Below are 21,880 nucleotides of genomic sequence, written 5' to 3'. Positions count from 1 at the left end.
TCACCACCATACTAAATTAGTAAGTTAATGTTAAAAACTCAAAAATAAAGTTATAACATAACAAGAGAGAAAGAATGCAAGAAGAAGTAATTGTAGGCTCATCACTGTGTGTAAACCTTAATAATCAAACAATACTAGACGATGTTAACTTTAGTGTTGGCAAGGGTGAGATATTTGCCCTACTTGGCGGTAACGGTGCAGGAAAATCCACAACATTAAAAACATTTTTAGGCACCATTACGCCTATTAGCGGTAACGCTAGTGTAATGGGGTTATCAGTTGAAAAAGACATTGCGATAATTCGACGTAAAGTCGCTTACCTACCTGAATCAGTCATGTTATACGGACACTTAAGCGGCATAGAAAACATAAAATATTTTCTGTCACTAGCAAATATCACAAGAACAGAGTCTGACATTGCGCAAGCTTTGAAGCGTGTCGCACTGCAAGAAAAAGCGTGGCGACAACTCATGTCTAACTACTCAAAAGGAATGCGTCAAAAAACGGCAATCGCTTTAGCGTTGCTTCGCGAAGCGCCAATTTTATTCCTTGATGAGCCAACTTCTGGGTTAGATCCAAACGCAATTGATGAATTTAACCAACTGATTGCAACATTAGCGGCAGAAGGTACAACAGTATTTATGGTGACTCATGACGTTTATGGCGCTTGCCAAATAGCCCATCGTATTGGATTACTCGATCATGGAAAAATAGTAGGGATGTTTGAGCGCGGTGATCATTCCAATATTGATACTGAAAAAGTGCACGCGGCTTTTTCAGCGAGAAATAAGTAATGAGTGTAATTAATCAAATAACAATTGACGAATGGCGTTTTTGGCATCGTACTAGGCTAGCAGCAACCGTTATCATCATCGGCACGTTTTTGGCTATTTTTTCTGCCGTGTTAAATACCATAAAAATGCAGCAGGCATCACACGAACGAGAGCATCTGCAGCACACCTCTGAATCTCAGTTTTTAGCACAGCCTGATCGACACCCGCATAGAATGGTGCATTACGGGCACTACGTATTTCGGGCTCCTTCACCGCTAAGCATTATTGAACCTGGCGTAGATGCCTTTACCGGTACCTCGATATTTCTCGAAGGCCACAAACAAAACAGCGCAATGTTTGCAGACCAACGTCAGGCATCAGGCATGACACGTTTTAGCAGCTTAACACCGAGTTTTTTATTACAAGTGCTTGTGCCACTTTTTATTATTCTCATTGGTTACGCCAGCATCACAAGAGAAAAAGAAGCCGGTACCCTCAATATCATGATCACGCAAGGTGTTAATTTATGGCACCTAATATTGGGTAAATATGTCGCCCTTGTCACCAGCGCATTACTTATGTTGATGCCTTTAATCATTGCTGCCATTTGGGCAACCTTTAACGGAGAATCAATCCTTGTCACTAGCAGCTTTGTAGCTGGTTACATCATCTACATAGCCGTATGGAGTGGTATTGTATTATCTGTTTCAGCATCGAGTGGTAACAGTAGTAAAAGCTTTGCTATTTTGGTGGGAATATGGATTTTATTTTGTATTTTAATTCCTCGTATTGGTAGTTCTAGTGCGTCAGCAATAGCACCATCACCCGGCAAGTTAGAAGCCGACTTTGCCGTAGTAGAAGAATTACGCAAGTTAGGAGATGGACACAACGCTGCAGACCCTGCATTTGAACAGCTCAAGAAGAATCTACTGGCTCAATACAATGTTGAAAAAGTTGAAGATTTGCCTATTAATTTTCGTGGCACTGTTGCCCAATACTCGGAGAAGAAGCTTACCGACGTACTTAATACATTCGCCGAAAAACGAATGGATGAAGAATTAGATCAAGCTAAAATTGCTCGTCTCTTTGGCTGGTTAACACCGACGACAGCATTACGATCTTTCTCTATGACTCTTTCCGGTACCAGTTTAGAAACACATCATAGATTTCTTCGAGAAGCCGAACAACTTAGGTTTAACTTTGTGCAATCGTTGAATAAAGCACACCAAGACATACTTTCCTACGATGCAGATATCAATCGCAGCAAAAATAATGAGAGCAATAAAGCTGCAAGAATCGACGCGAATAATTGGCAAGTATTATCTTCATTCTCATTTAAACCCGACTCAGCTGTAAAGCGCTTATTAAGCAGCTTGCCTTATATCTGTCAGCTACTTTTTTGGATCGTTGCAATAAGCCTTACATTACGACTTACCATTAGGAGAATCCGCTAATGGCATTATTTTCTGATATTTCTAGAGAAGTGAGTTTTCTAGCTAAACAGCGATATTTACTTATCCTATTTAGTATTGCCTTTATGTTATCTATATTTACTGTGTGGTCTGGTATCAGCGAGTCCAATGCTCAGTTAAATACCATTGAAAGGCTACAAGAAAAAGACAGTATCGACCGCAGCAATGTACTTGCAAAGCAGTCAGATTATGGCAGTGCTGCCTATTATAGTTTTCACTTAACGTATTCTAAGCCTTCATCAATTGCATTTGCAGCGTTAGGGCAACGGGATATTTACCCATGGAAACATCGCGTTCGTATGTTGGCACTTGAAGGACAAATATACGAAACCGACGCCGCTAACCCTGAATTATCGTTTTTAGGGCGTTTTGACTTCGCTTTTTTAGTAAGCGTATTACTACCACTTTTTGTGATTTTACTACTTCATGATCTTCGTTCTTCTGAGCGTGAAGCTGGACGCTACGACTTATTAATCACAACGGCTAGCAATCAAAAATATCTGTGGTTATCCCGATCTATAGCTTTGTGCACAGCTCTCGCCATTGCGGTTATCACTCCTTTTGTTATCGGTGCTTTTATCGCTGAAGCGCCAATAATGCCTACTGTTCAAATAATACTTGTGGTGATAGGCCACCTAGTATTTTGGTTGGCGCTCACTTTGTGGTTTACATCTTCAAAAATGGCAATAAAACAAAGCTCGCCACAAATTGCATCGGTGCTATTGTCAATTTGGTTACTGGTTAGTGTTGTTATTCCTGTTGGCAGCGACTTTATCATTGACGAAATGGTCGATAGCCCTAATGGTGGTGAAATTGTATTAACGCAGCGGGAAGCGGTAAATGACGCATGGGATTTACCCTTTTCTGCAACATGGAATGAATTTTTAAAGCACCAGCCTGAATTGAAAAATAGCACCCAAATGAACTCGCAATTTGAATGGAAATGGTACTACGCCTTTCAGCAAGTTGGCGATCAAAAAGCCAGTGCATTATCAGCGGCTTACCGTAATGCAACGTTCAAAAAAGATAAATTAGCTAATTATTTCGCCATCATTTCACCGCCAATGCTAGCACAGAGAATGATGTCGTCGATCGCAGAAACAGATACTCATGCTGCCATGCGTTACGAGCAAAATATACGTGATTATCACTATGCATTAAGACAGTTTTATTACCCTCTCTTATTTGGAAAAAGGGCATTTAATGCAGAGAACATGAGCGAATTACCTCAGTTCTCTCAATGGCATGAACCGTCAAAACCATAAATTTAAAACAAATATAAATGATTAAGGACCAAAATTAACATGAAAAGTCATTTTCACAAACGAAGGCTAAAGCATTTAAGTCTTTGTATAGGTGCCGCTCTATCAATGCCTGTTATAAGCTACGCTGCAGATGGAGATAGTTCAGCTAAAAGTGATACCGAAGTTATTGAAGTAAAAGGATTACGCCAAGCATACAGGGGAAATGTAGAGGATAAAGATCTACCACAAGCTGTTTCTAAAATTTCATTTGAAACATTAGAATTAACAGGCACTACTAACTTACAAGACTCACTAGCATTAGTTAGTAGTGTTACCAGACAAAATGATTTTGGTGGTCTATGGGACATGTTTGCCATACGAGGGTTCGCTGGCGACGAAAACTTACCTTCAGCCTATTTAATTAATGGTTTCAGCGCAGGTCGCGGCTTTAGTGGAAACCGTGATATTTCAAACGTAGAAGTTATCGATGTACTAAAAGGCCCAAGTTCTGCCCTATATGGCCGTGGCGAGCCAGGAGGTACCGTCAATATCACCACTAAAAAACCACAATTTGATGAACAAGGATACATCAAGTTAACCGGCGGTAGTTTTAACACATATAGAGCAGAAGGTGATTACACCAATACTTTAACGAAAGACTTCGCTTTTCGTATCAATGGTGCTTATGAAGATTCAGAAAGTTATCGAGATACAGTAGAAAAAAAGAAAACTGTTTTAACACCTTCATTTTTATATCAAATCAATGATAACACTGTACTTAGCTATGAATTAGAATACCTTGATCAAGAAGCTGATATGGATCGCGGCGTTGTATTTGTAAAAGACAAACCATTTTCGAATTCAAACTTCTACGGTGAACCCGCTGACGGTCCTGTTGACATTGAAGCAATTGGCCATCAACTAGAAGTGCAGCATAATTTATCAAACGGATGGAATTTTAATGCTGGTTTGAGCTACCGTGAGTCTTCATTTGAAGGTAGTGTATCAGAGCCCCGCTGGTATGACGCCGATGAAAATTATATTGTTCGTCAACGACGCTTCCGAAACTTTGACGCAGAAGATTTATCTGGACGTTTTGAATTTAGTGGTTCAACAAAGCTCTTTGGTATAACACATAACCTGCTTATTGGCGCTGATGCTTATGACTACGAATTAGATCGTGTCATTTTACGTTACCGTCATTCAGGAGCAGAAGCTGATGGTGAAGATGCTTTTGCCATAGATTTTGACAACCCAGTTTATCGAAATACTCTGCCAATCATGAAAAACAATACCTCAGATCTTGAAGAACAAAGCGGTCAAGGTGTTTATATTCAAGATCAACTTGACCTATCAAGTAATTGGAAAGCCATGTTCGGTGTACGTTACGACCATTTTGAGCAAGATATTACATATCGTTTAGACAACAACCGTCAAACAAGCACATCAAAATCGTACATAAATCCACGTTTTGGTCTAGTTTACAGCTTGTCTAATGATACACGTCTTTACGCTAGCTACTCAGAGGGAGCACGCCCTAACTCGGGTGTGAATGCCGATGGCAATGGCCACGATCCTGAAGAAAGCAAGTCTTATGAAATAGGGTTGAAGTGGGCACTGCCTGATACTGGCTTTAATGGCAGTGCTGCCTTGTTTACTACCGAAAAGAAAAATATTCTTGCGAGTAGCCCAAATGGTAACGGTACTACAGCAGCAATAGGCAAAGCTGAAAGCAAAGGCTTTGAACTCGATTTATCGTATGACTTAACACCTGACACCATATTTTCTATGTCATATGCCTATGTAGATGCACAAAATGCGAAAAGAATAACGCTTTGGGATTGGTATGTTATTGATGAAGGTGCCCGTTTAGGAAATGTACCTGAGCATAGCGGTCATTTAATGGTGCGCCAATTTGTTGAATTTAACGGCTATACAGGCAGCGGTGGCGTTATTGTTCGTTACGTTGGTGCTCAACTTGGTGACTTTCTTGAACAAGATTTCGATTTACCAAGGCACACCCTTGTAAACTTATTTGCAAATGTAGCGCTAACTAACAATATTGAATTAAACCTCAACATTGATAACTTGCTAGATGAAGAATACTACGCAAACTCATATTTTGAAGCTTGGACAATGCCAGGAGCACCACGCTCAATTAAAGCTAGTGTAAAATATTCTTTTTAAATATACCTACTCAATAAACCCTAACATTGCTGTTAGGGTTTATTGAATTAGTGAGTCTGATCGATAAGTTAACTTTTATCAAAACTAACTATCTGTTTTTAATATTTTATGCCAAGGGCCTCGTATTGCTAGTGTTTTTGTTGGTGAATACACATTAACAAATAAGATATTTCCATCAGGAGAAAAACAAGCACCAGCTGGCTCAGTTTGAGTGCGTAATCTAGCAAAATTGTATAATTCGCCATTAGGTGTAACACCTCTTAGGTGATTGTCAACAGTGTCTGTATAGGCATCTTCACATACTAATAAATGCCCTTGTGGTGTTACAGTTAGGTTATCACCAAAATTAAACAGAGAGTCATCTTCACTTTCTAAAAACAATTGAATACGACCGCTTTGATTATCTGTTGCATTCGGCTGATAACGAAAAATTTGCCCGAATTTTTTATTGCCGCCGTTAGTACAACAAAAGTACAATTCACCATCAGCCCAATGTATTCCTTCACCACGAGCAAACAATGCTGCACCTTTTTCAAAACCTTGAATGCGAAGATCATCATTTGGACTTTCTGGATCAGTAATATCAATCCATTTTGCATCAAGCCAGTTAAATAACTTAGCATTAATATTCACCCAGTTGCGACTATCAAACTTGGGTTTATCTTTAATTACCAGCGCTTGTAGCTGGCCACCTTCAGCAAGTTTTCCATAAGTATTAGGGATAAATCGATAAAATAACCCATCACCTTTGTCTTCGGTGAGATAAACAATACCTGTTTTAGGATCAACCGCTGCCGCTTCGTGATTAAAACGTCCCATCGCTTTTAATGGTTTGGCATTAACCAAGCCTGTTGCATTGGCCGGCACTTCAAAAATATAACCGTGATCTTTGCTAATTTCGCCGTCTGCTTTTGCTAGCGTTTCTTCGCAAGTTAACCAAGTTCCCCAAGGCGTAACACCTCCTGAACAATTACGGATTGTGCCAGTAAGACTAATAAATTCACGTTCAACCTTTTGCAGTTTGGTATTATAAATAAGATTGCTGGTGCCGCCGGGTAATGCAACTCCATTAGCAAAAGTATCATAGGCTTTTGCTGTTTTATGCTGCTGAATTGATTTAGGTTGTTTAGCTAAATGTTCCGGCTTAAGTTCATGGTTACGAACAAGCACAACACGACTCTCATCAAGTGGAAAGCACCCCATACCATCAGCCCTATCAGGTACAGCCATACCATCACTCATCAGTTGATTGAATTCTGAGATAATTTTGTAGCTAAACCCTTCTGGCAAGTCTAATAACCCCTTTGGGTCTTCAATAAGTTTTCCATAACCTTTACTTAGTTTTGTGAAGTGCTTGTTTGATTTTGAACCTAAGCTACAGCCGGTTAAACCAGTAAAGGCAAGTGCCGTTAACCCTAAGGTAAAATCTCGTCTTGTTACCATTGTTTATTCTCTCATTTAACTCGATGATTTTTGAAAATACTTGCAGAAAAAGCAGCTAACTATATTAACTGCTTTCACATTATTAGCTACAGTTGCTTAATAGCATTATTTACATCGATGGCACTCTTTTAGCAATCCACTCCCTTAGCAGACTACCACTGACCAATTTAAAGTTTTGTGCTGCTTGAGGCATAACATTGTGCCCATCTTGCACTACCAATAATCCGTTCGGTAATTCTGCCCCTAAAAATTGACTAGTAACGGCTAAACCGTCGGTTTCAGATGCACCGTCAATCATCTCTGGCCAGTTAGCACCAACTTCAAAAACTCCTAGATATTTATATTGATTATCAATGGCATAAACAGAATATCGGTTATTGCCCTGGCTTGAGACCACCAAATAACGCTTATCCAAATATTGATATAGGCTCATACCTTCAATATCTGCAGCAATTTCATTGTGTAAGCCGGCAATAAATTTATCTGGTGTATTGCTATCAATGTGTTTTAGCCATACCCCTTTAGCTTCTTCACCGTAGAATAGTCGTTGGGTTTCATCATCACTAACACACCCTTCAGGTTGACTAGCAACCGTCCATTCAAGCGTTTTTTCTGCGGTAACTGTGTCACCATTGAACTGAAAATCGTAACGTTGAAAACGGCCATTAGTATCATTTATCCATGCTGTAATTTGACGTTGATGCTCACTTAAACAAAAACCATAAGGGTCTGTTAAATCTGTTTTTATATTCGTAAGGTGTGTCGGTAAGCCGGTTATTTTATCAATAGCAAATACACTGATACTTTTAGAAGTACGATTGCTCGCCGCGGCAATATCAAAACTTTTGCCATTAACCATAACATCATATCGAATATCGATGTTGTTAATACGACCTACAGGTAAGCTTGTCACTAATTTTCCTGATAAATCATACACATTCAGACCATATTTTTTATCTGTTGTGTATACCAAGCTAGCTTCAGGTGTTTGTTTGTTTACCCATATTTCAGGATCATCTGCTGCATCACCAAAACTTAATACTGACTCAGTTTGGCCATAAGGCAATAAACTTTCTACTGGCTCTGCTTGAGGAAAATCGGTATCACCTACTTGCTCAATTTGAACACTCAAAATTCTTTTGCTGTTGTCATCATAAAGGTTCGTGACAAGCGTATCGCCCATACGAGTAACTTGAACTGTTTTAGGTGCGACATTTTTTGGTAATTTTTCTTGCGTTAATTGCTTGCTTGCTTGATCCCATAACCACACAACATTTTTATCTGGAGAAACAATAGCAACATCACCTTGTTCAGTAGTATCTACATATTCAACTTCTAATCCTTTTTCCAATTGAATAAGCTCGCGAGTACGCTCATGCTCTGGGTTGCTAGAGTATCGCCAGATACCAATATTTTCTTCGACGATATAAAGTGATTCAGCGTTTTCGCTAACCGCACAAGATTTCACATTTGGTCCAACGGGAAAGCGTGTTATTTCAGTTAATTGCCAAACCTGATTTCTTGCTTGATACACGTTGTAGTGAACAACCTGACCTAAAACATCAACCGTGAATATGTCAATGCCATGTGACGCAGCACTTAAACATAAAGCATCAATCGCACTATTTTTGGGTTTAAATCGCTGCTTAATATCAAGCTGTTGCTCTTTATGATCAATTTCAATGAATAACAATTCCCCCGTATTTGTGTCTAAAGTGGTGATCACACCTTTATTTAGCGCATTGGGCAATTGACGATAATCTAGATGTTCAGCTGGTTGTTGTATCTGTGCAACAACCACCAAATCTTCATTCAATAGCTTAATACCTTGGGATTCGCTAACAGCAATTTGCTGACGGTTACCCTCAACAGCATTAGGCACTAATTGTAAAAATTCGATATCTATTGATATCGCGACTTGTTTAACATTGGCATAACTAAAAAATGGCGATATAAGGACTAGAAAACTCACTAGCCAAATTGCCTTAAAATTCATATTCATTACGTTATTTCTCTTACTCATTCAACAGCAAGGCAAACATAACATTTACCTTGCTAGCCATTACTTATTACAACGAGTTAATGGTAAAACCTAACTCAAACGACGCGCCATATTCTTCATATTGATAGTTGTATGCCCTATCGCCATGGTAAATATATAAAGGTTCGTCGGTTATATTGACGGCGTTAAAATACACTTGCATGGTTTCGCTAAAGTAATATTTAGCCGTGAAGTCGACTTGAGTATGGGTGTCTTCATAAACAGATGAATCATTGTCGACAAACTGGAAGCTTTCACTTTTGTATGAAGTACTTAAGCGGGCGCTGAATTTATTGTTTTCATACCCCAACATTAAGTTTGCTAATGTGTCAGCTTGATTTGGTAAGTCATTATCAGTATCAACAAAGGTACCGTTTGCACTAATAAATAATCCAGAGTCAAAGTTTTTTGTCCACGCTAATTCAAGACCAGTTAATGACGCATCTCCACCATTGATTGGTTGAAAGACCTCTTCATAACCGTCCCACTGACCATTATTTTGCACTTCAGCAAGCACAACATAATTACTGATATCCTTATAAAATAGGCCCGCAGACAAAACGCCAATATTACCTGGGTAATATTCAATTGAAAAATCAATATTGTTTGACTCAAAAGCTTCTAAATTTGGGTTACCTACTTCAGCTTTTCGTTCAGTTTCAATTACACCATCATCTTCAGTTACTTCACTTTCAATTAATTGATATGCAGCTGAATCGCCAAAGGTTGGTCGCGCAATAGTTTGTGTAAAAGCAAAACGAGCAAGCAGTTTTTCTGACGCTTGATATTTAACATTTAAGCTTGGTAGTAAGTGAGCATAATCTTTGCTGACACGCCATGGCGTAATATTAACGCTTTCATCATCATTAACACCATCTTCGATTAGCTCAACACGATTTCCCGTAGTTTCAAAACTGGTATCTTCATAACGAAGACCCGTGATAACCCGCCACTTGTCAATATCAAGCGTGATCATCGCGTAAGCAGCAGTAACATCTTCTTCACTAATATAAGAGCCCGCGTTTGAATCGATCATAGTATCAAGTTCGTTGATTTCAAACTGACTCCTATTGCTATTAACATAACTCGACAACCCGCTTTGGCTAATACTAGGGCCAAAATCTCCCAGTTCATAACGAGGAGAGGCGGTTTCAAAATTAGCCGCGGTTACCTCGTCAAAGCCACCGTCGTAAATAGTTACATCGACGTTATTCGATTTTTCACGTGACTGATGCTTGAAACCAAACTTGAAAATACCGTTGTTGTTATTCCAAACAAAATCACGACTTAGATCGAGCTTGATGCTAATTTCTTCATCTTTAGCATGGTTATTTTCATAAGCTATCTCATCAATTTCAAAATTAGTGAGATCATGGGCTGCTGCACTTTGAATTAAACGTGGCACATCGCCTGTTGATTGATAACCAAGAAGCAAGCCTTCGCCAGCAAAAGCCACATCAATACGGTTTGGCTCATCTTCCTGTGACTTTGAAAAACCAACATCGTATTCAACTAACCATTGATTTAGTTGGTTTGAACCACCGAATACAATCGATAAAATTTCTTGTTCTTCGTAACGATCTTTCGTACCTCGTTCCATTTCAGCGTCAATAAATTGTGCGCTACCTTGAGTATAAGAGCTAGAATCTAAGGCACCATCAGATAATTTATATTGGTTACTGGTTCTAAACTCATCATCTGAAAACTGACTATACAAGGTTCGTAAGTAATATTTATCGGTTAGAGAGGTGTGCAAATCAAAGTTTAAGGCAATTCCAAGGCGTTCACGAGTAATAGCATAATGGCGTTGCTCAATTTCTTCAGCGCCAAAAGTTTCAAAATCTTCTCCTGTTACTGAATCTTCGTATTCAAAGTCGCCCCAGCCGCTACCTGTTTCAATATTGTGAGAACCAAACTTACGTTCAAACCAAGAAATAGCACTAGCAATACCAAGTTGTGAACCACCAGAGAGTTGAAAAACATCGGTGAAACTACCTGATAATTTAGGGCTGCTTTCTTCCATCAATTCATTGTAAGAGCCTTGAATTGTTGCGCTATAGCTTTGCTCTTGCTTATCAAAAGCACTTAAGCTTTTTACTTCAACAGAGCCACCAACTGCATTAGCATCCATATCAGGTGTAACCGTTTTACTCACTTCTAAACTTTGAATCAGCTCAGAAGGAATAACGTCCATGGCAACACTTCGAACCCCTGATTCTGGCGAAGGAACATTAACTCCATTGATAGTGACGTTATTTAAATTGGGGTCGATACCACGAATAGCAACAAAACGCCCTTCACCTTGATCACGTTGAATTGACATACCCGGTAGGCGTTGCAACGCTTCTGCTGCATTTTGATCAGGTGACTGACCTATGGTGTCAGCACTAACCACTGACATTAAATTGTCGGCATTACGTTGGCGGTTAATTGAACCTGCTTGGCCTGCACGTTGACCATATACGATGACATTTTCGATACTACGAATGTCAGAACCTATAACAAAGCTTTGCTGAATCTCTCCATCAGTACCAACAGTAATACTTTTAGTCACTTTTTCAGCGCCTAAATAGTTTATTTCTAACGTATATGTACCTTGAGGCACATTACTGAAACGGAAAGAACCGTCTCGAGCAGTGATCGTTGTAATGTCTAACTCTATCAGGCGCACTTTCGCACCTTCAAAATATACCGAATTTGACGCGTCAGTTATACGGCCAGAAAAATTAGATTCAGCCGCTAGCGCAGTAGTGTTGAATAAAGCAGCACCACAAGCTATCGCTAGTGCAGAGTATTTAAACTGCTTCCACGGAGTTAATTTGGTCATTCTCGTATCTCATCATTTTGTAGTTGACGACAATTTTTATTGTCGCGGGTTTAAGAAACGTGAAGACGCTAACCAATAAAAATGACAGTAATATTTCACTCACTTCATCAACGGGCGGATTTCAATCAAATATCACTCGAATATCATTATTTTTTAAGATGAATGAGCTAATTCAACCTTGCATTATCTCGCGGTTATTCAAGGAATATTGTTGAATATATTTAACTTTATCGCTTTGCTGTAAAAAAGTTGTAACTCTTGTGAGCTAATATGACCCTTCCGCTGAGCCCTACAAATTTTTATGCTAATCAGCACTAATTACTTGAATAGTTATTTTATGAACTTTGCTTTTTTACCTTTTCACAAAACTCTTATTAATAGTTTATTGATGACTATTGCCATCGTTTGCTTTGGTGCATATTCCTTTGGCCAATTAAAACCAACCAGTGAAATCGATTTTATTGATATAGCTGGCGAAGGGGGCATTACATTAATGACACTGATATGGATATTTTTCACACTGGTTAGCCGCCCTTCGGGTCGGGTCACAAATTTATTATTTATCGGTTTGTTATTTACCCACGTGTCGGTATTACTCGACTTTCTCGATGAATTTTTCATTTATCCCGACGATCACTGGCTAACCGCGATTGAAGCACTACCTGCTCCATTAGGTATGGTATTAATGAGTATCGCTTTATATCAATGGCACCAAGAGCAAACGGCTATTAATCATCAACTTAGTCGAACAGAGCGCTTTTATCGAGAACATAGCTTGATTGACTTTACTACGGGCTTATACAGTGCTGAATACATGAAACAGCAAATAAAGCTTGAAATTAATCAGGCAAAGAAGCAACAAACATCATTCTCGTTAATGATGTTCGATCTTCGCCACTTCGCTCAATTTAATCATGATTATGGTTATCAACATGGTGATTTAATGCTTAGAGAAGTCGCGCAATTAATTCAAATGAATATTCGTGATGGTGATATTGCCTGTCGATATGCTAGCGATCGCTTTATTGTATTAATGCCCAATACCCTGGCAGTGACAACCAAGGAAATTGAACAACAAACAAAACGTGCCATTGAACATCTCGCCTTTAAACATGGCCAAACAAGTGAGGCAATTTACCCTAAAGTGATCACCTGTAATCATCAGTACCGAGGTTGGCACAGTTACGAAGAAGTGTTGTATGACATCAATAATCATTTAAGCGCTGCAAAGCAATTAGCTAAAAAACCGTGCTGTGCCTAATGCCATTCTTTGAACAACATGAAAAATCGCTAGCAATACCACTTTGGGTGATATTATTAGTTGATATGGCTAAGCAACGTCATATTCCGCCAGATAAATTACTCAAAGGCAGTAAATTATTTTTAAGTGATTTATCCAACCCAAAGTTAAAAATTTCTCATCAGCAATTTTCTCGGGTAATAGAAAATGTCAGTAAATACTTACCTCATAGTGATAGTGCATTTTTATTAGGTAGTCGACTTTATCCAAATCATTTAGAATCGGCTGGTCAGATAATAGTACATGCTGAAAACTTAAGCGATATAATCGCCGCTGCTCGGCATTTTCATTATCAAATTTTTCCTTTTCTATTTATGCGTAATGAGAGTACTGAGCAATATCAATATTTCATTTTTAATCAAGCTATTAGCATAGAAAACATTAACCATTATCAATTTATTTGTGAGTTATTCTCCAGTTTAATCATCTCAATAGCTAAACAAAAACAACTTCCTCTCAGTCGCTTAACCATTAAGTTTCCTTACTCTGCTCCTCGCCATATAGAGCAATATCAAGCGTATTTACCCTGTAAGTTTGAGTTTTCACCAAGCACTAATGCCGTATCAACCTTTAACACTCAACCAGTTTATCACTTACCACTACAGATAAAGTTTGATAATGGATTATTAATGTTTCCACTTGCAAACGGAAACGCAGACTTGATTAAACATTACCAACAAAAAGTGCCTTCAATCACACTTAAGGTAGGATTTATCCACTATGTGATGCAACAAATGATCAAAAAAGTGCGAAATAAACAAGAAATTAATGCTGATTGGTTAGCAAACCACTTATCAATCAGTAATGCCACGTTAAAAAGAAAACTAAAGCAACACAATGTGACTTATCAACAATTATTCGACATGGTGAGACAACAACAAGCAGTGTTCTTATTAACTGAACAAAATTATAATAACGAAAAGATCGCTGAAAACCTCAATTTTTCTGATATCACCAATTTTCGCCGCTCTTTTAAACGTTGGACGGGTTTTACACCACAAGCTTTAAAAAATTTAAATCAACACCCAAGTTAACTTCACCACTACAGATAAATATTTGTTCATTTATTACTTCAACAAAAACCGGCTTAAGCGGATCTGATAAACTATTTTATAGATCTCATTCTCATGTGGCTGTTTATACAAAAGCACAAAAAATATATTAAAATTTAGAGGGGGTAGAAATATCTCATGAATATATCCCCCCAAACAATACGGCACTTACTATAAAGAATCGTTAAAAACAGTACTATAAATTGGTTCTATAGAATATTTTCAATAATACAAAAACTTACTGTCTTTAAAATTTTATTTCCCTTACATCTAACCTTGCAGCACTTTGTGATTGAAGCGATGAAAATATGAAAAGATTTTAGAAAACCGCTTGCAAAAGCAAGCGCTTACTAAAATTATCGAATCGACCGATAAGCCGCTGGATTTGTTATCTGTGGAGTGGACAAATAGTCTCGCCCAAAAAAGAAAAACCCTAACATTGCTGCTAGGGTTTATTGAATTAGTGAGTCGATCGATAAGTTAACTTTTGTTATATATTTAACACTATGATTTTAATCGATGTTTAATAAACGTTCACTTCGCCATATTCTAATAATAAAAATAGTATCATCGCCTAATTGATAAACAACCCGAAACGGCTTATGAATTAATTCTCGGATATTTTTATCTTGGAATTCAGGAACTATTCGCCCGATTTCAGGGTTATGAGGAATTGTTTCAACATGTGCGATTATCTCTTTGATAAATGTTTCACCAACATTTGGAACAAGCTGTTCAGTGTAATATTCTTTAAGATCTTCAAGGTCACTAAACGCCGATTCAGTAAACTCTATTTGCACAGCTATAGCCCTAACTTAGCTTTTAGGCTATCAAGGCTTTGTGTTTTACCTTCTTTTACCTCCAGCATTCCTTTTGCTACGGCTTTAACAAATGCTAATTCTTCTTGCGTATTTTCATATTCATCAAGCCCTTGTACTACAGCAACACCACGACCACGACTCGTCACTAATACTGGCCTATGAGTATCTTTGGCATGGTTAACTATTTTTCCCGGATTCACTTTAAGATCCGACAATGGAATTACATCTTCAGAAAATTTAGGTTGCATAATAAACACCTCTACATATTTAGCACCAGTTTACAGCACCTATTTAAGTATTACTATAATGTTTATAAATTTCAATTGGACAAAAACGATGTAACTGGATAATAAGGCAAATTCATCTTATTCACTTTCATCAGCATTTCTTTTATAAAACGGCCAGATTATTAAAAAAGCTGCAACACCTAAATATACAAAAACAGTAACAAAAAACAGTATTGGCTTATCATTTTTGTAAACCATGGAGTTAGAGGAAGTCGCCCTCCCCCCTAAACTGTCAACACACCCGTCAATAAGTCCCGAAATTCCCTTAGACAAAAAATACATGCCTAAAACTACTAAAATTAACTTTTGCATTTTTGTTGTTTTCCTTCTAGCTTCAGCAACCTATCACTTATTAATTGACTCATAAGCTCTTTTAAATATTTAGGTATTTCACCTTTAGTCACTATAAGTTTGTTAAGTGAATCTCCGATAATCCCACTACTTACCGAGTAATGCTGCCAAGATAGCCTGAGAATGATCTAAATTCTTTGTTCCATTATTAAGTTGACCAGCAATATTTCCTAAATAATTAATCCCACCTACTAGAGCTGTTTTTAATAATGTCATAGTTGCAGGGTTTAAACCGACAACGCCTGTCGCTCCACCTATCAAAGCCCCCTTAAGAATACTACCAAATGTTGCATTAGAGTTACTCGCAGCTTCCAAAGCACCAATAGCTGCACCTATAGCACCACTAACAATGTTAAATAAGAACTTACCTGTAGGATCTATAAAATTAACTGGATCACTAAACACATAACCATAAATATTCGAATCCCCACCCGCAAACCTTATTGGATCTTTTGATGTCCACCTGCCCGTACTAGCATCATAATCTCGAGCACCAAAACGGGTTAATTTTGCCTCTTGGTCATACAAACCTCCCACAAAACCAAACGGTTGGAATCCAGGGTTAGTATCACTAATGATAATACCAAACTCATCATAGGTTATTTCTTGAACTACAGTTCCTGTATCAGCATTAACAATTAGCCTTGGCGAACCAAGTTGATCAGTGATACATAAATATTTAACTCCGCCTTTAACCATGTAGTCAGGCACATTGATTTTACTGACATAAATTAGCTTTATTTATTTTTTCATATAAAAAGATCCAATTATCAACCAAAGACCAATCGCAAAATGTATTATTATAGTCACCATGAATTCTATAGGCCTTTCATCTTGTCGAACCATATACCCTGAAGCTGCAACAGTACTTCCTAGAGCATCTATTTCACCAGCAAAGTAACCAATAACTCCTTCATAAATTAGATAACTGCCAATAAAAATCAAAATTAGCTTTAACACTTTTTCTTACCTTCAAGTTCTAATAACTTACTATTTAAAAATTGAGCCACCGCCTCTTTAAGATATTTCATTAACTCACCTTTTGAAGGGATTTTATCGATCACATCCCCTGTAATTCCACTCATGCCCAATAAAGCGGCCAAGGTAGCCTGAGAATGATCTAATTTTTTTGTTCCATTATTAAGTTGACCAGCAATATTTCCTAAATAGTTCACCCCACCAACTAGAGCTGTTTTTATCAGGAAATATTTAAAATCACAGTTATTATTAATATTTGAGCAAATATTAATAATATATACCTAAGCATCTGTTGCTTATTGTTTATAGCATCATAATTAAAAATATATATATAAACTTTATGCGTAATTAATAACATCAGATAGCCAATTAATAACCACTCAATAACAGAAAGGTCATTTCTCGAAGCTAGCACAGCAATAAAGGTATAAGTTGGCAATAAAGCCAAAAACTTAACAAACTCGTTTAAATATATAGAATGTTTATTTTGCATTCACACATTGGCCCTGTCGTTAAAAAAATCACATAAACACCCTGTTATTCTTTGATCTTTTCTAAATGGTGATTTTCAATTACCCCTTTGGTTCACAATAAAATTAACCGGATCACTGAACACATAGCCATAAATATTAGAATTCCCTCCCGCAAACCTTATCGGGTCTTTTGAAGTCCAACGTCTCGTATGGCTATCATAATCTCTCGCTACTATGAACTAGTTTACTCTTTAGGCTTACATCTAAATAAAAACACTAATAAAACAATAGCGCCAATCCGTATCACCATATCAATAAAAAACTCAATCGGATTATCTTTATACGTAATCGTGTAACCATTTAATGATCTTCCTGAAGCTATTCCTGATAGATTACCGTTAATAAGCCCGTTAGATGTATCAAATAAAATGAACAGTATTAAGGCAAAATATAGAGGTCTAATCATTTTTTACTTCTTGATTCCCAATCCAAAATGGCACTTATAATACGCTGCCTCCCGTACTCTGAACCATAGTGTACTGCTTCACCTAATTCCTTTTTAACTGCTTCAAGAATATAACTTATCCCCAACAATTGCAGCTAGAATTGCCCTTGAATGATCTAAGTTGTCTGTACCTAAGTTAAGTTGCTGTGCATAATCACCAAGGCCATTTACTGCCATTACAATCAGACCTCTGATAATTGTATAATTTAAGGGGGTTAAACCAACGGCGCCAGCACCACCACCAATAATAGCCCCTTTAGAATACTACCAATTGTAGCATTAGGGTTATTGGCGGCATCTATACCTCCAAGTAAAGCTCTTATATCACTACAAACAATATTAAAAAAAATTTACCAGTAGGATCAATAAATCGACCTATATGCCGCTGTTTTTTTATCGAAATAGTGGACAAACATATCGACGGATAAGCCGCTGGATTTGTTATCGGTGGAGTGGACAAATATTCTTGCCCAAAAAAGAAAAACCCTAACATTGCTGCTAGGGTTTATTGAATTAGTGAGTCGACGGATAAGCCGCTGGATTTATTATCAGTGGAGTGGACAAATATTCTTGTCCAAAAAAGAAAAACCCTAACATTGCTGCTAGGGTTTATTGAATTAGCGAATCGACCGATAAGCCGCTGGATTTGTTATCAGTGGAGTGGACAAATATTCTTGCCCAAAAAAGAAAAACCCTAACATTGCTGCTAGGGTTTATTGAATTAGTGAGTCGACGGATAAGCCGCTGGATTTGTTATCAGTGGAGTGGACAAATATTCTTGCCCAAAAAAGAAAAACCCTAACATTGCTGCTAGGGTTTATTGAATTAATGAGTCGACCGATAAGCCGGGTTCTGTCGTGGACAATCATTCGTCTAGGCCTTAAATCGCTCTAAGGCTCAAGCAACCTACCCGGTTCCAACGCGAGCCGCGCCATAAGGAACCCTATTTGGTCTTGCTCCGGGTGGAGTTTACCCTGCTGCGAACTGTTACCAGTCGCCCGGTGCGCTCTTACCGCACCCTTTCAGCCTTACCTGTGAAATTCCGAAGAATAACCATCGGCGGTCTTCTCTCTGCTGCACTTGTCGTCGGCATTACACCGCCCAGACGTTATCTGGCACCCTGCTCTATGGAGCCCGGACTTTCCTCCCCTTAATCTGTCTATTTTATGCCGAAACATAAAATACAACGATTAAGCAGCGATTGTCTGGTCAACTCGGGGCGCATTCTACCTTAAGCAAAGCATTAAACAAAAGAATATTACCTTTTTCATCAAAAATAATGGAATTACTCTCTCACCAAAGTTAGCTCGTTGCCGAAAATCCAATTAACTTATCTTTGTAGTGCCATAACAAAATCAAGTCTTACATTATTGTAACAAAAGGTTACTTTATCACAGCTTAAAAGCTTAAAGTCACTACTATATTCTTTTAATATAACAACAATTGTTTTTACATCAAAACGGTTCAATAAATTGAGTTATCGCTTACCTTTATTACCTTGAATAAATTATTTTTTATACTGTGTTAATTCAGTTGATGTAAAAGTTCTCATCAAAAAAATTAAACTTAAATAGCAATTTATTAATATCATCGCCTATCTCTTGCTCTGTTTGGTTAATAATTAAAAAATTATATCCTCTACATCGTCATCTCTATTGCTAACAAATATGTTATAACGTAACATACCTAACAATTGTTACATTATAACATTAACGTAAGAGGAATCATGAAAAAGCTCCCCAAAATTATTAGTGTGTTACTTGCTATTTCCGCTAGCGGCAACCTATACGCTGAACAAGTTCAAGGCACTATTGTAAACGGTCAAGGTAAAATTGTTGCTGGCGCTACTGTCAAAATAATGGGTACGAATAAAGTTTCAGCGACCAATGAACAAGGCGTATTTACCTTAGATGTAAAACCTGGGCGATACGAATTACACATAGTGGCTGATAATTTTGTGCATAAGAATGTTCAGGTCAATGTCATCGACAATACACCGGTACAATTGCAAGTATCGCTTGATAAATCAGCGATTGAAATTATTGATGTACATGCTACCCCTTTTCATAGTTCAAATATTGAATCAGCTTTACCAATCACTGTATTACATGGCGAAGCTTTACGTATGCGCCAAGAAAACACCTTGGGTGATAGCTTAAGCAAAGAAGTCGGTATTCATAGTAATTTTCATGGTGGCGTTGCAAGTACACCTATTATTAGAGGCTTAGATGGGCCACGAGTTTTAGTTACTCAAAATGGCTTAGATGCAGGCGATGCCTCACGTATTGGCCCTGATCATGCTGTTTCAACAGAAACATCAACCTCAGAACGTATTGAAGTTTTACGCGGCCCAGCAACTTTATTTTATGGTAGTGGCGCTATCGGTGGTGTTGTAAATTTAGTGGATGAAAGAATTCCACGCGACACCGATACCAAAGCTGAATGGTTAGTTGAGCATAACAGCAATAATGAACAAACATTAGCATCGGGCTCATTGAATACTGCCGTTGGTAATGTTGCTATCCATGCCGATGGTTTTTACCGAGACAGTGAAAACTACCAAATACCAGAGAAAAATGGCATTGATGAAGTCGAAAATTCTGCCGCTGAATCAAGTGGTTTTACTTTAGGTACCAGCTATATACTCAACAATGGTTTTGTTGGTGTATCTTACCAAAATCTAGATCAAACATATGGTATTCCAGGTCATAGCCATGGCGATGAAAATATCGCTGTAGAAGCCGATTTAACACAAGAACGTTGGCAACTACTGAGTGAATTAAGTTTTGACAATAGCATTATCAAATCAATAAACACTAAACTTGCTTTCACCGATTACACACACAGTGAATTAGAGGTAGGTGTAGTAGGCACTACTTTCGAGAATAAAACTTTAGAAGCTCGCGCTGAAATTCTCCACCAAGATTTTTGGGATTGGCGTGGCGGCTTAAGTGTTCATTATAAACAAAGTGATTTTACCGCTGAAGGTGCAGAAGCATTCACACCACCTTCTGAAACAAATTCGATAGCATTAGCTTGGTTGGAAGAACGCCATTTAGGTGATGTGTTATTACAACTTGGTGCTCGCATTGAACGTACCGAAATTACCGCAAACACTGTTAATTTACCTGAAATTGAAATAATGGCGGCATTAGATGCTCATGATGAGCACGATGATCATAACCATTCTTCTCAAGAAGTTATTCGAAATTTTAATGTTAAACATGTATTTACACCGGTGAGTTTTTCAGCGGGGTTAGTGTGGGATTTTGCCGACAGCTACAATATTGGTTTGTCACTATCACATTCAGAAAGAGCGCCTTCTGCGTCAGAACTATTATCTTTTGGTCCGCATATAGGAACAGGCTCCTATGAAGTTGGAGCGTTGTTTTCATTACAAGAAGATCTACATCATGAGCAATACTTTGGCTTAAATGAAAATGATCTCAAAATGGAAACTGCTAATAATATTGATATCAGCTTACGTAAGTTTAAAGGTGATTTTGGCTTTATTATCAACGCCTTTTATAACCAAATAGACGACTATTATTACGAACAAGCGACTGGATTATTTACCAGTAATGAACACGAGCATGCTCACGACGAACATGATCATGACGAACATGGTGATGAAGTTAGCACATTACCACTTTATGTTTTTTCAGCACAAGATGCGACATTACATGGCTTTGAAGCACAAGCTGTTTGGCAAGTAACTGATGAGTTTTCATGGAAAGTTCAAGGTGACATTATTCGAGCAAGCTTAAATGCAGGAGGTGATCTACCACGTACACCACCGGCACGTATTGCCACTGAACTTAGCTATCAAGGAGATCGTATTTCTGCTGACTTATTTATCAATAAATACTTTGAACAAGATCACACCGCCGCTCTAGAAAGTTCAACTGATGGCTATGTGATGATTGATGCCAATGTTAATTACCATTTTACCTTAGGCCAACATGATCTCTCGGTTTACCTTAAAGGTAAAAACTTAACCGATAAATATGCTCAGGTTCACACCTCATTTTTAAAAGAACTAACTCCGCTTCCGGGTCGTTCTATTGCCATTGGCATTCGTGGCGAATTTTAATTTTCGATTATTAAACATAAATAAATTTACTAA

At 37.9% G+C, this 21,880-nt stretch carries 17 protein-coding genes and 1 other RNA gene; 7 read left to right on the top strand and 11 right to left on the bottom strand.

Annotated elements, in window-relative coordinates:
* The first annotated feature begins 74 nt into the window (after window positions 1-74).
* The 4 genes from ACSLUO_RS01025 (at window position 75) to ACSLUO_RS01010 (ending at window position 5,676) form a co-directional block, all read left to right on the top strand.
* The gene (locus tag ACSLUO_RS01025; protein ID WP_448245456.1) at window positions 75-794 is read left to right on the top strand and encodes an ABC transporter ATP-binding protein; all 720 of its coding nucleotides are present in this window, start codon (window positions 75-77) and stop codon (window positions 792-794) included.
* The gene (locus ACSLUO_RS01020) at window positions 794-2,227 is read left to right on the top strand and encodes an ABC transporter permease (RefSeq protein WP_448245455.1); all 1,434 of its coding nucleotides are present in this window, start codon (window positions 794-796) and stop codon (window positions 2,225-2,227) included. Before ACSLUO_RS01025 ends, ACSLUO_RS01020 begins: the two co-directional genes overlap by 1 nt.
* On the top strand, window positions 2,227-3,510 hold the full coding sequence (locus ACSLUO_RS01015) for a DUF3526 domain-containing protein (RefSeq protein ID WP_448245454.1): 1,284 nt from the start codon (window positions 2,227-2,229) through the stop codon (window positions 3,508-3,510). The genes ACSLUO_RS01020 and ACSLUO_RS01015 overlap by 1 nt, the downstream gene beginning before the upstream one ends.
* A 105-nt stretch (window positions 3,511-3,615) precedes the next feature.
* A complete protein-coding gene (locus ACSLUO_RS01010) occupies window positions 3,616-5,676 on the top strand; it encodes a TonB-dependent siderophore receptor (RefSeq protein ID WP_448245453.1) in 2,061 nt (686 codons plus the stop codon).
* Between the two features lie 84 nt (window positions 5,677-5,760).
* Here ACSLUO_RS01010 and ACSLUO_RS01005 read toward each other — a convergent pair whose 3' ends face one another.
* The 3 genes from ACSLUO_RS01005 to ACSLUO_RS00995 all read right to left on the bottom strand — a co-directional run bounded on the left by ACSLUO_RS01005 (window position 5,761) and on the right by ACSLUO_RS00995 (window position 11,987).
* On the bottom strand, window positions 5,761-7,119 hold the full coding sequence (locus ACSLUO_RS01005) for an alkaline phosphatase PhoX (protein ID WP_448245452.1): 1,359 nt from the start codon (window positions 7,117-7,119) through the stop codon (window positions 5,761-5,763).
* Between the two features lie 109 nt (window positions 7,120-7,228).
* Entirely contained in the window at window positions 7,229-9,091 is a 1,863-nt protein-coding gene (locus tag ACSLUO_RS01000; RefSeq protein ID WP_448245451.1) for a phytase, read from the bottom strand.
* Between the two features lie 97 nt (window positions 9,092-9,188).
* A complete protein-coding gene (locus ACSLUO_RS00995) occupies window positions 9,189-11,987 on the bottom strand; it encodes a TonB-dependent receptor (RefSeq protein WP_448245450.1) in 2,799 nt (932 codons plus the stop codon).
* 388 nt (window positions 11,988-12,375) lie between these two features.
* On the opposite strand from ACSLUO_RS00995, the gene ACSLUO_RS00990 reads away from it, so the two are divergent.
* Window positions 12,376-13,248 (top strand): GGDEF domain-containing protein, encoded by an 873-nt coding sequence (locus ACSLUO_RS00990; RefSeq protein WP_448245449.1) that lies wholly within the window; start codon window positions 12,376-12,378, stop codon window positions 13,246-13,248.
* Window positions 13,248-14,321: a helix-turn-helix transcriptional regulator gene (locus tag ACSLUO_RS00985; protein WP_448245448.1), complete on the top strand. Its 1,074-nt coding sequence runs from the start codon at window positions 13,248-13,250 to the stop codon at window positions 14,319-14,321. Before ACSLUO_RS00990 ends, ACSLUO_RS00985 begins: the two co-directional genes overlap by 1 nt.
* 530 nt (window positions 14,322-14,851) lie before the next feature.
* Here ACSLUO_RS00985 and ACSLUO_RS00980 read toward each other — a convergent pair.
* From ACSLUO_RS00980 to rnpB, 8 genes are all read right to left on the bottom strand, one after another.
* Window positions 14,852-15,139 (bottom strand): type II toxin-antitoxin system RelE/ParE family toxin, encoded by a 288-nt coding sequence (locus tag ACSLUO_RS00980; protein ID WP_448245447.1) that lies wholly within the window; start codon window positions 15,137-15,139, stop codon window positions 14,852-14,854.
* A gap of 2 nt (window positions 15,140-15,141) precedes the next feature.
* Window positions 15,142-15,408, bottom strand: a complete 267-nt coding sequence (locus tag ACSLUO_RS00975) for a type II toxin-antitoxin system Phd/YefM family antitoxin (RefSeq protein ID WP_448245446.1) — start codon at window positions 15,406-15,408, stop codon at window positions 15,142-15,144.
* A gap of 117 nt (window positions 15,409-15,525) precedes the next feature.
* Window positions 15,526-15,759: a hypothetical protein gene (locus ACSLUO_RS00970; protein ID WP_448245445.1), complete on the bottom strand. Its 234-nt coding sequence runs from the start codon at window positions 15,757-15,759 to the stop codon at window positions 15,526-15,528.
* Window positions 15,760-15,885: 126 nt separating this feature from the next.
* A complete protein-coding gene (locus ACSLUO_RS00965; protein ID WP_527241806.1) occupies window positions 15,886-16,530 on the bottom strand; it encodes an RHS repeat domain-containing protein in 645 nt (214 codons plus the stop codon).
* Between the two features lie 9 nt (window positions 16,531-16,539).
* Window positions 16,540-16,758, bottom strand: a complete 219-nt coding sequence (locus ACSLUO_RS00960) for a hypothetical protein (protein ID WP_448245443.1) — start codon at window positions 16,756-16,758, stop codon at window positions 16,540-16,542.
* Window positions 16,752-16,973 (bottom strand): hypothetical protein, encoded by a 222-nt coding sequence (locus ACSLUO_RS00955; RefSeq protein WP_448245442.1) that lies wholly within the window; start codon window positions 16,971-16,973, stop codon window positions 16,752-16,754. Before ACSLUO_RS00955 ends, ACSLUO_RS00960 begins: the two co-directional genes overlap by 7 nt.
* Before the next feature lie 371 nt (window positions 16,974-17,344).
* Entirely contained in the window at window positions 17,345-17,485 is a 141-nt protein-coding gene (locus ACSLUO_RS00950) for an RHS repeat-associated core domain-containing protein (RefSeq protein WP_448246151.1), read from the bottom strand.
* A 1,094-nt stretch (window positions 17,486-18,579) separates the two neighbouring features.
* Window positions 18,580-18,971, bottom strand: an RNA gene (gene rnpB / locus ACSLUO_RS00945) — RNase P RNA component class A.
* Between the two features lie 509 nt (window positions 18,972-19,480).
* On the opposite strand from rnpB, the gene ACSLUO_RS00940 reads away from it, so the two are divergent.
* A complete protein-coding gene (locus ACSLUO_RS00940) occupies window positions 19,481-21,847 on the top strand; it encodes a TonB-dependent receptor (protein ID WP_448245441.1) in 2,367 nt (788 codons plus the stop codon).
* Window positions 21,848-21,880: the final 33 nt, after the last annotated feature.

It is taken from the genome of Thalassotalea agariperforans (assembly GCF_053470345.1).
This window is presented reverse-complemented; position numbering and strand designations above follow the sequence as displayed.

What these genes read in the sequence shown, in the direction of transcription:
- ACSLUO_RS00975 (WP_448245446.1), bottom strand. Translation starts at nt 15,408, where the DNA reads ATGCAACCTAAATTTTCTGAAGATGTAATTCCATTGTCGGATCTTAAA.
- ACSLUO_RS01025 (WP_448245456.1), top strand. Translation starts at nt 75, where the DNA reads ATGCAAGAAGAAGTAATTGTAGGCTCATCACTGTGTGTAAACCTTAAT.
- ACSLUO_RS00990 (WP_448245449.1), top strand. Translation starts at nt 12,376, where the DNA reads ATGACTATTGCCATCGTTTGCTTTGGTGCATATTCCTTTGGCCAATTA.
- ACSLUO_RS00985 (WP_448245448.1), top strand. Translation starts at nt 13,248, where the DNA reads ATGCCATTCTTTGAACAACATGAAAAATCGCTAGCAATACCACTTTGG.
- ACSLUO_RS00970 (WP_448245445.1), bottom strand. Translation starts at nt 15,759, where the DNA reads ATGCAAAAGTTAATTTTAGTAGTTTTAGGCATGTATTTTTTGTCTAAG.
- ACSLUO_RS01005 (WP_448245452.1), bottom strand. Translation starts at nt 7,119, where the DNA reads ATGGTAACAAGACGAGATTTTACCTTAGGGTTAACGGCACTTGCCTTT.
- ACSLUO_RS01010 (WP_448245453.1), top strand. Translation starts at nt 3,616, where the DNA reads ATGCCTGTTATAAGCTACGCTGCAGATGGAGATAGTTCAGCTAAAAGT.
- ACSLUO_RS00940 (WP_448245441.1), top strand. Translation starts at nt 19,481, where the DNA reads ATGAAAAAGCTCCCCAAAATTATTAGTGTGTTACTTGCTATTTCCGCT.
- ACSLUO_RS01020 (WP_448245455.1), top strand. Translation starts at nt 794, where the DNA reads ATGAGTGTAATTAATCAAATAACAATTGACGAATGGCGTTTTTGGCAT.
- ACSLUO_RS01015 (WP_448245454.1), top strand. Translation starts at nt 2,227, where the DNA reads ATGGCATTATTTTCTGATATTTCTAGAGAAGTGAGTTTTCTAGCTAAA.
- ACSLUO_RS00995 (WP_448245450.1), bottom strand. Translation starts at nt 11,987, where the DNA reads ATGACCAAATTAACTCCGTGGAAGCAGTTTAAATACTCTGCACTAGCG.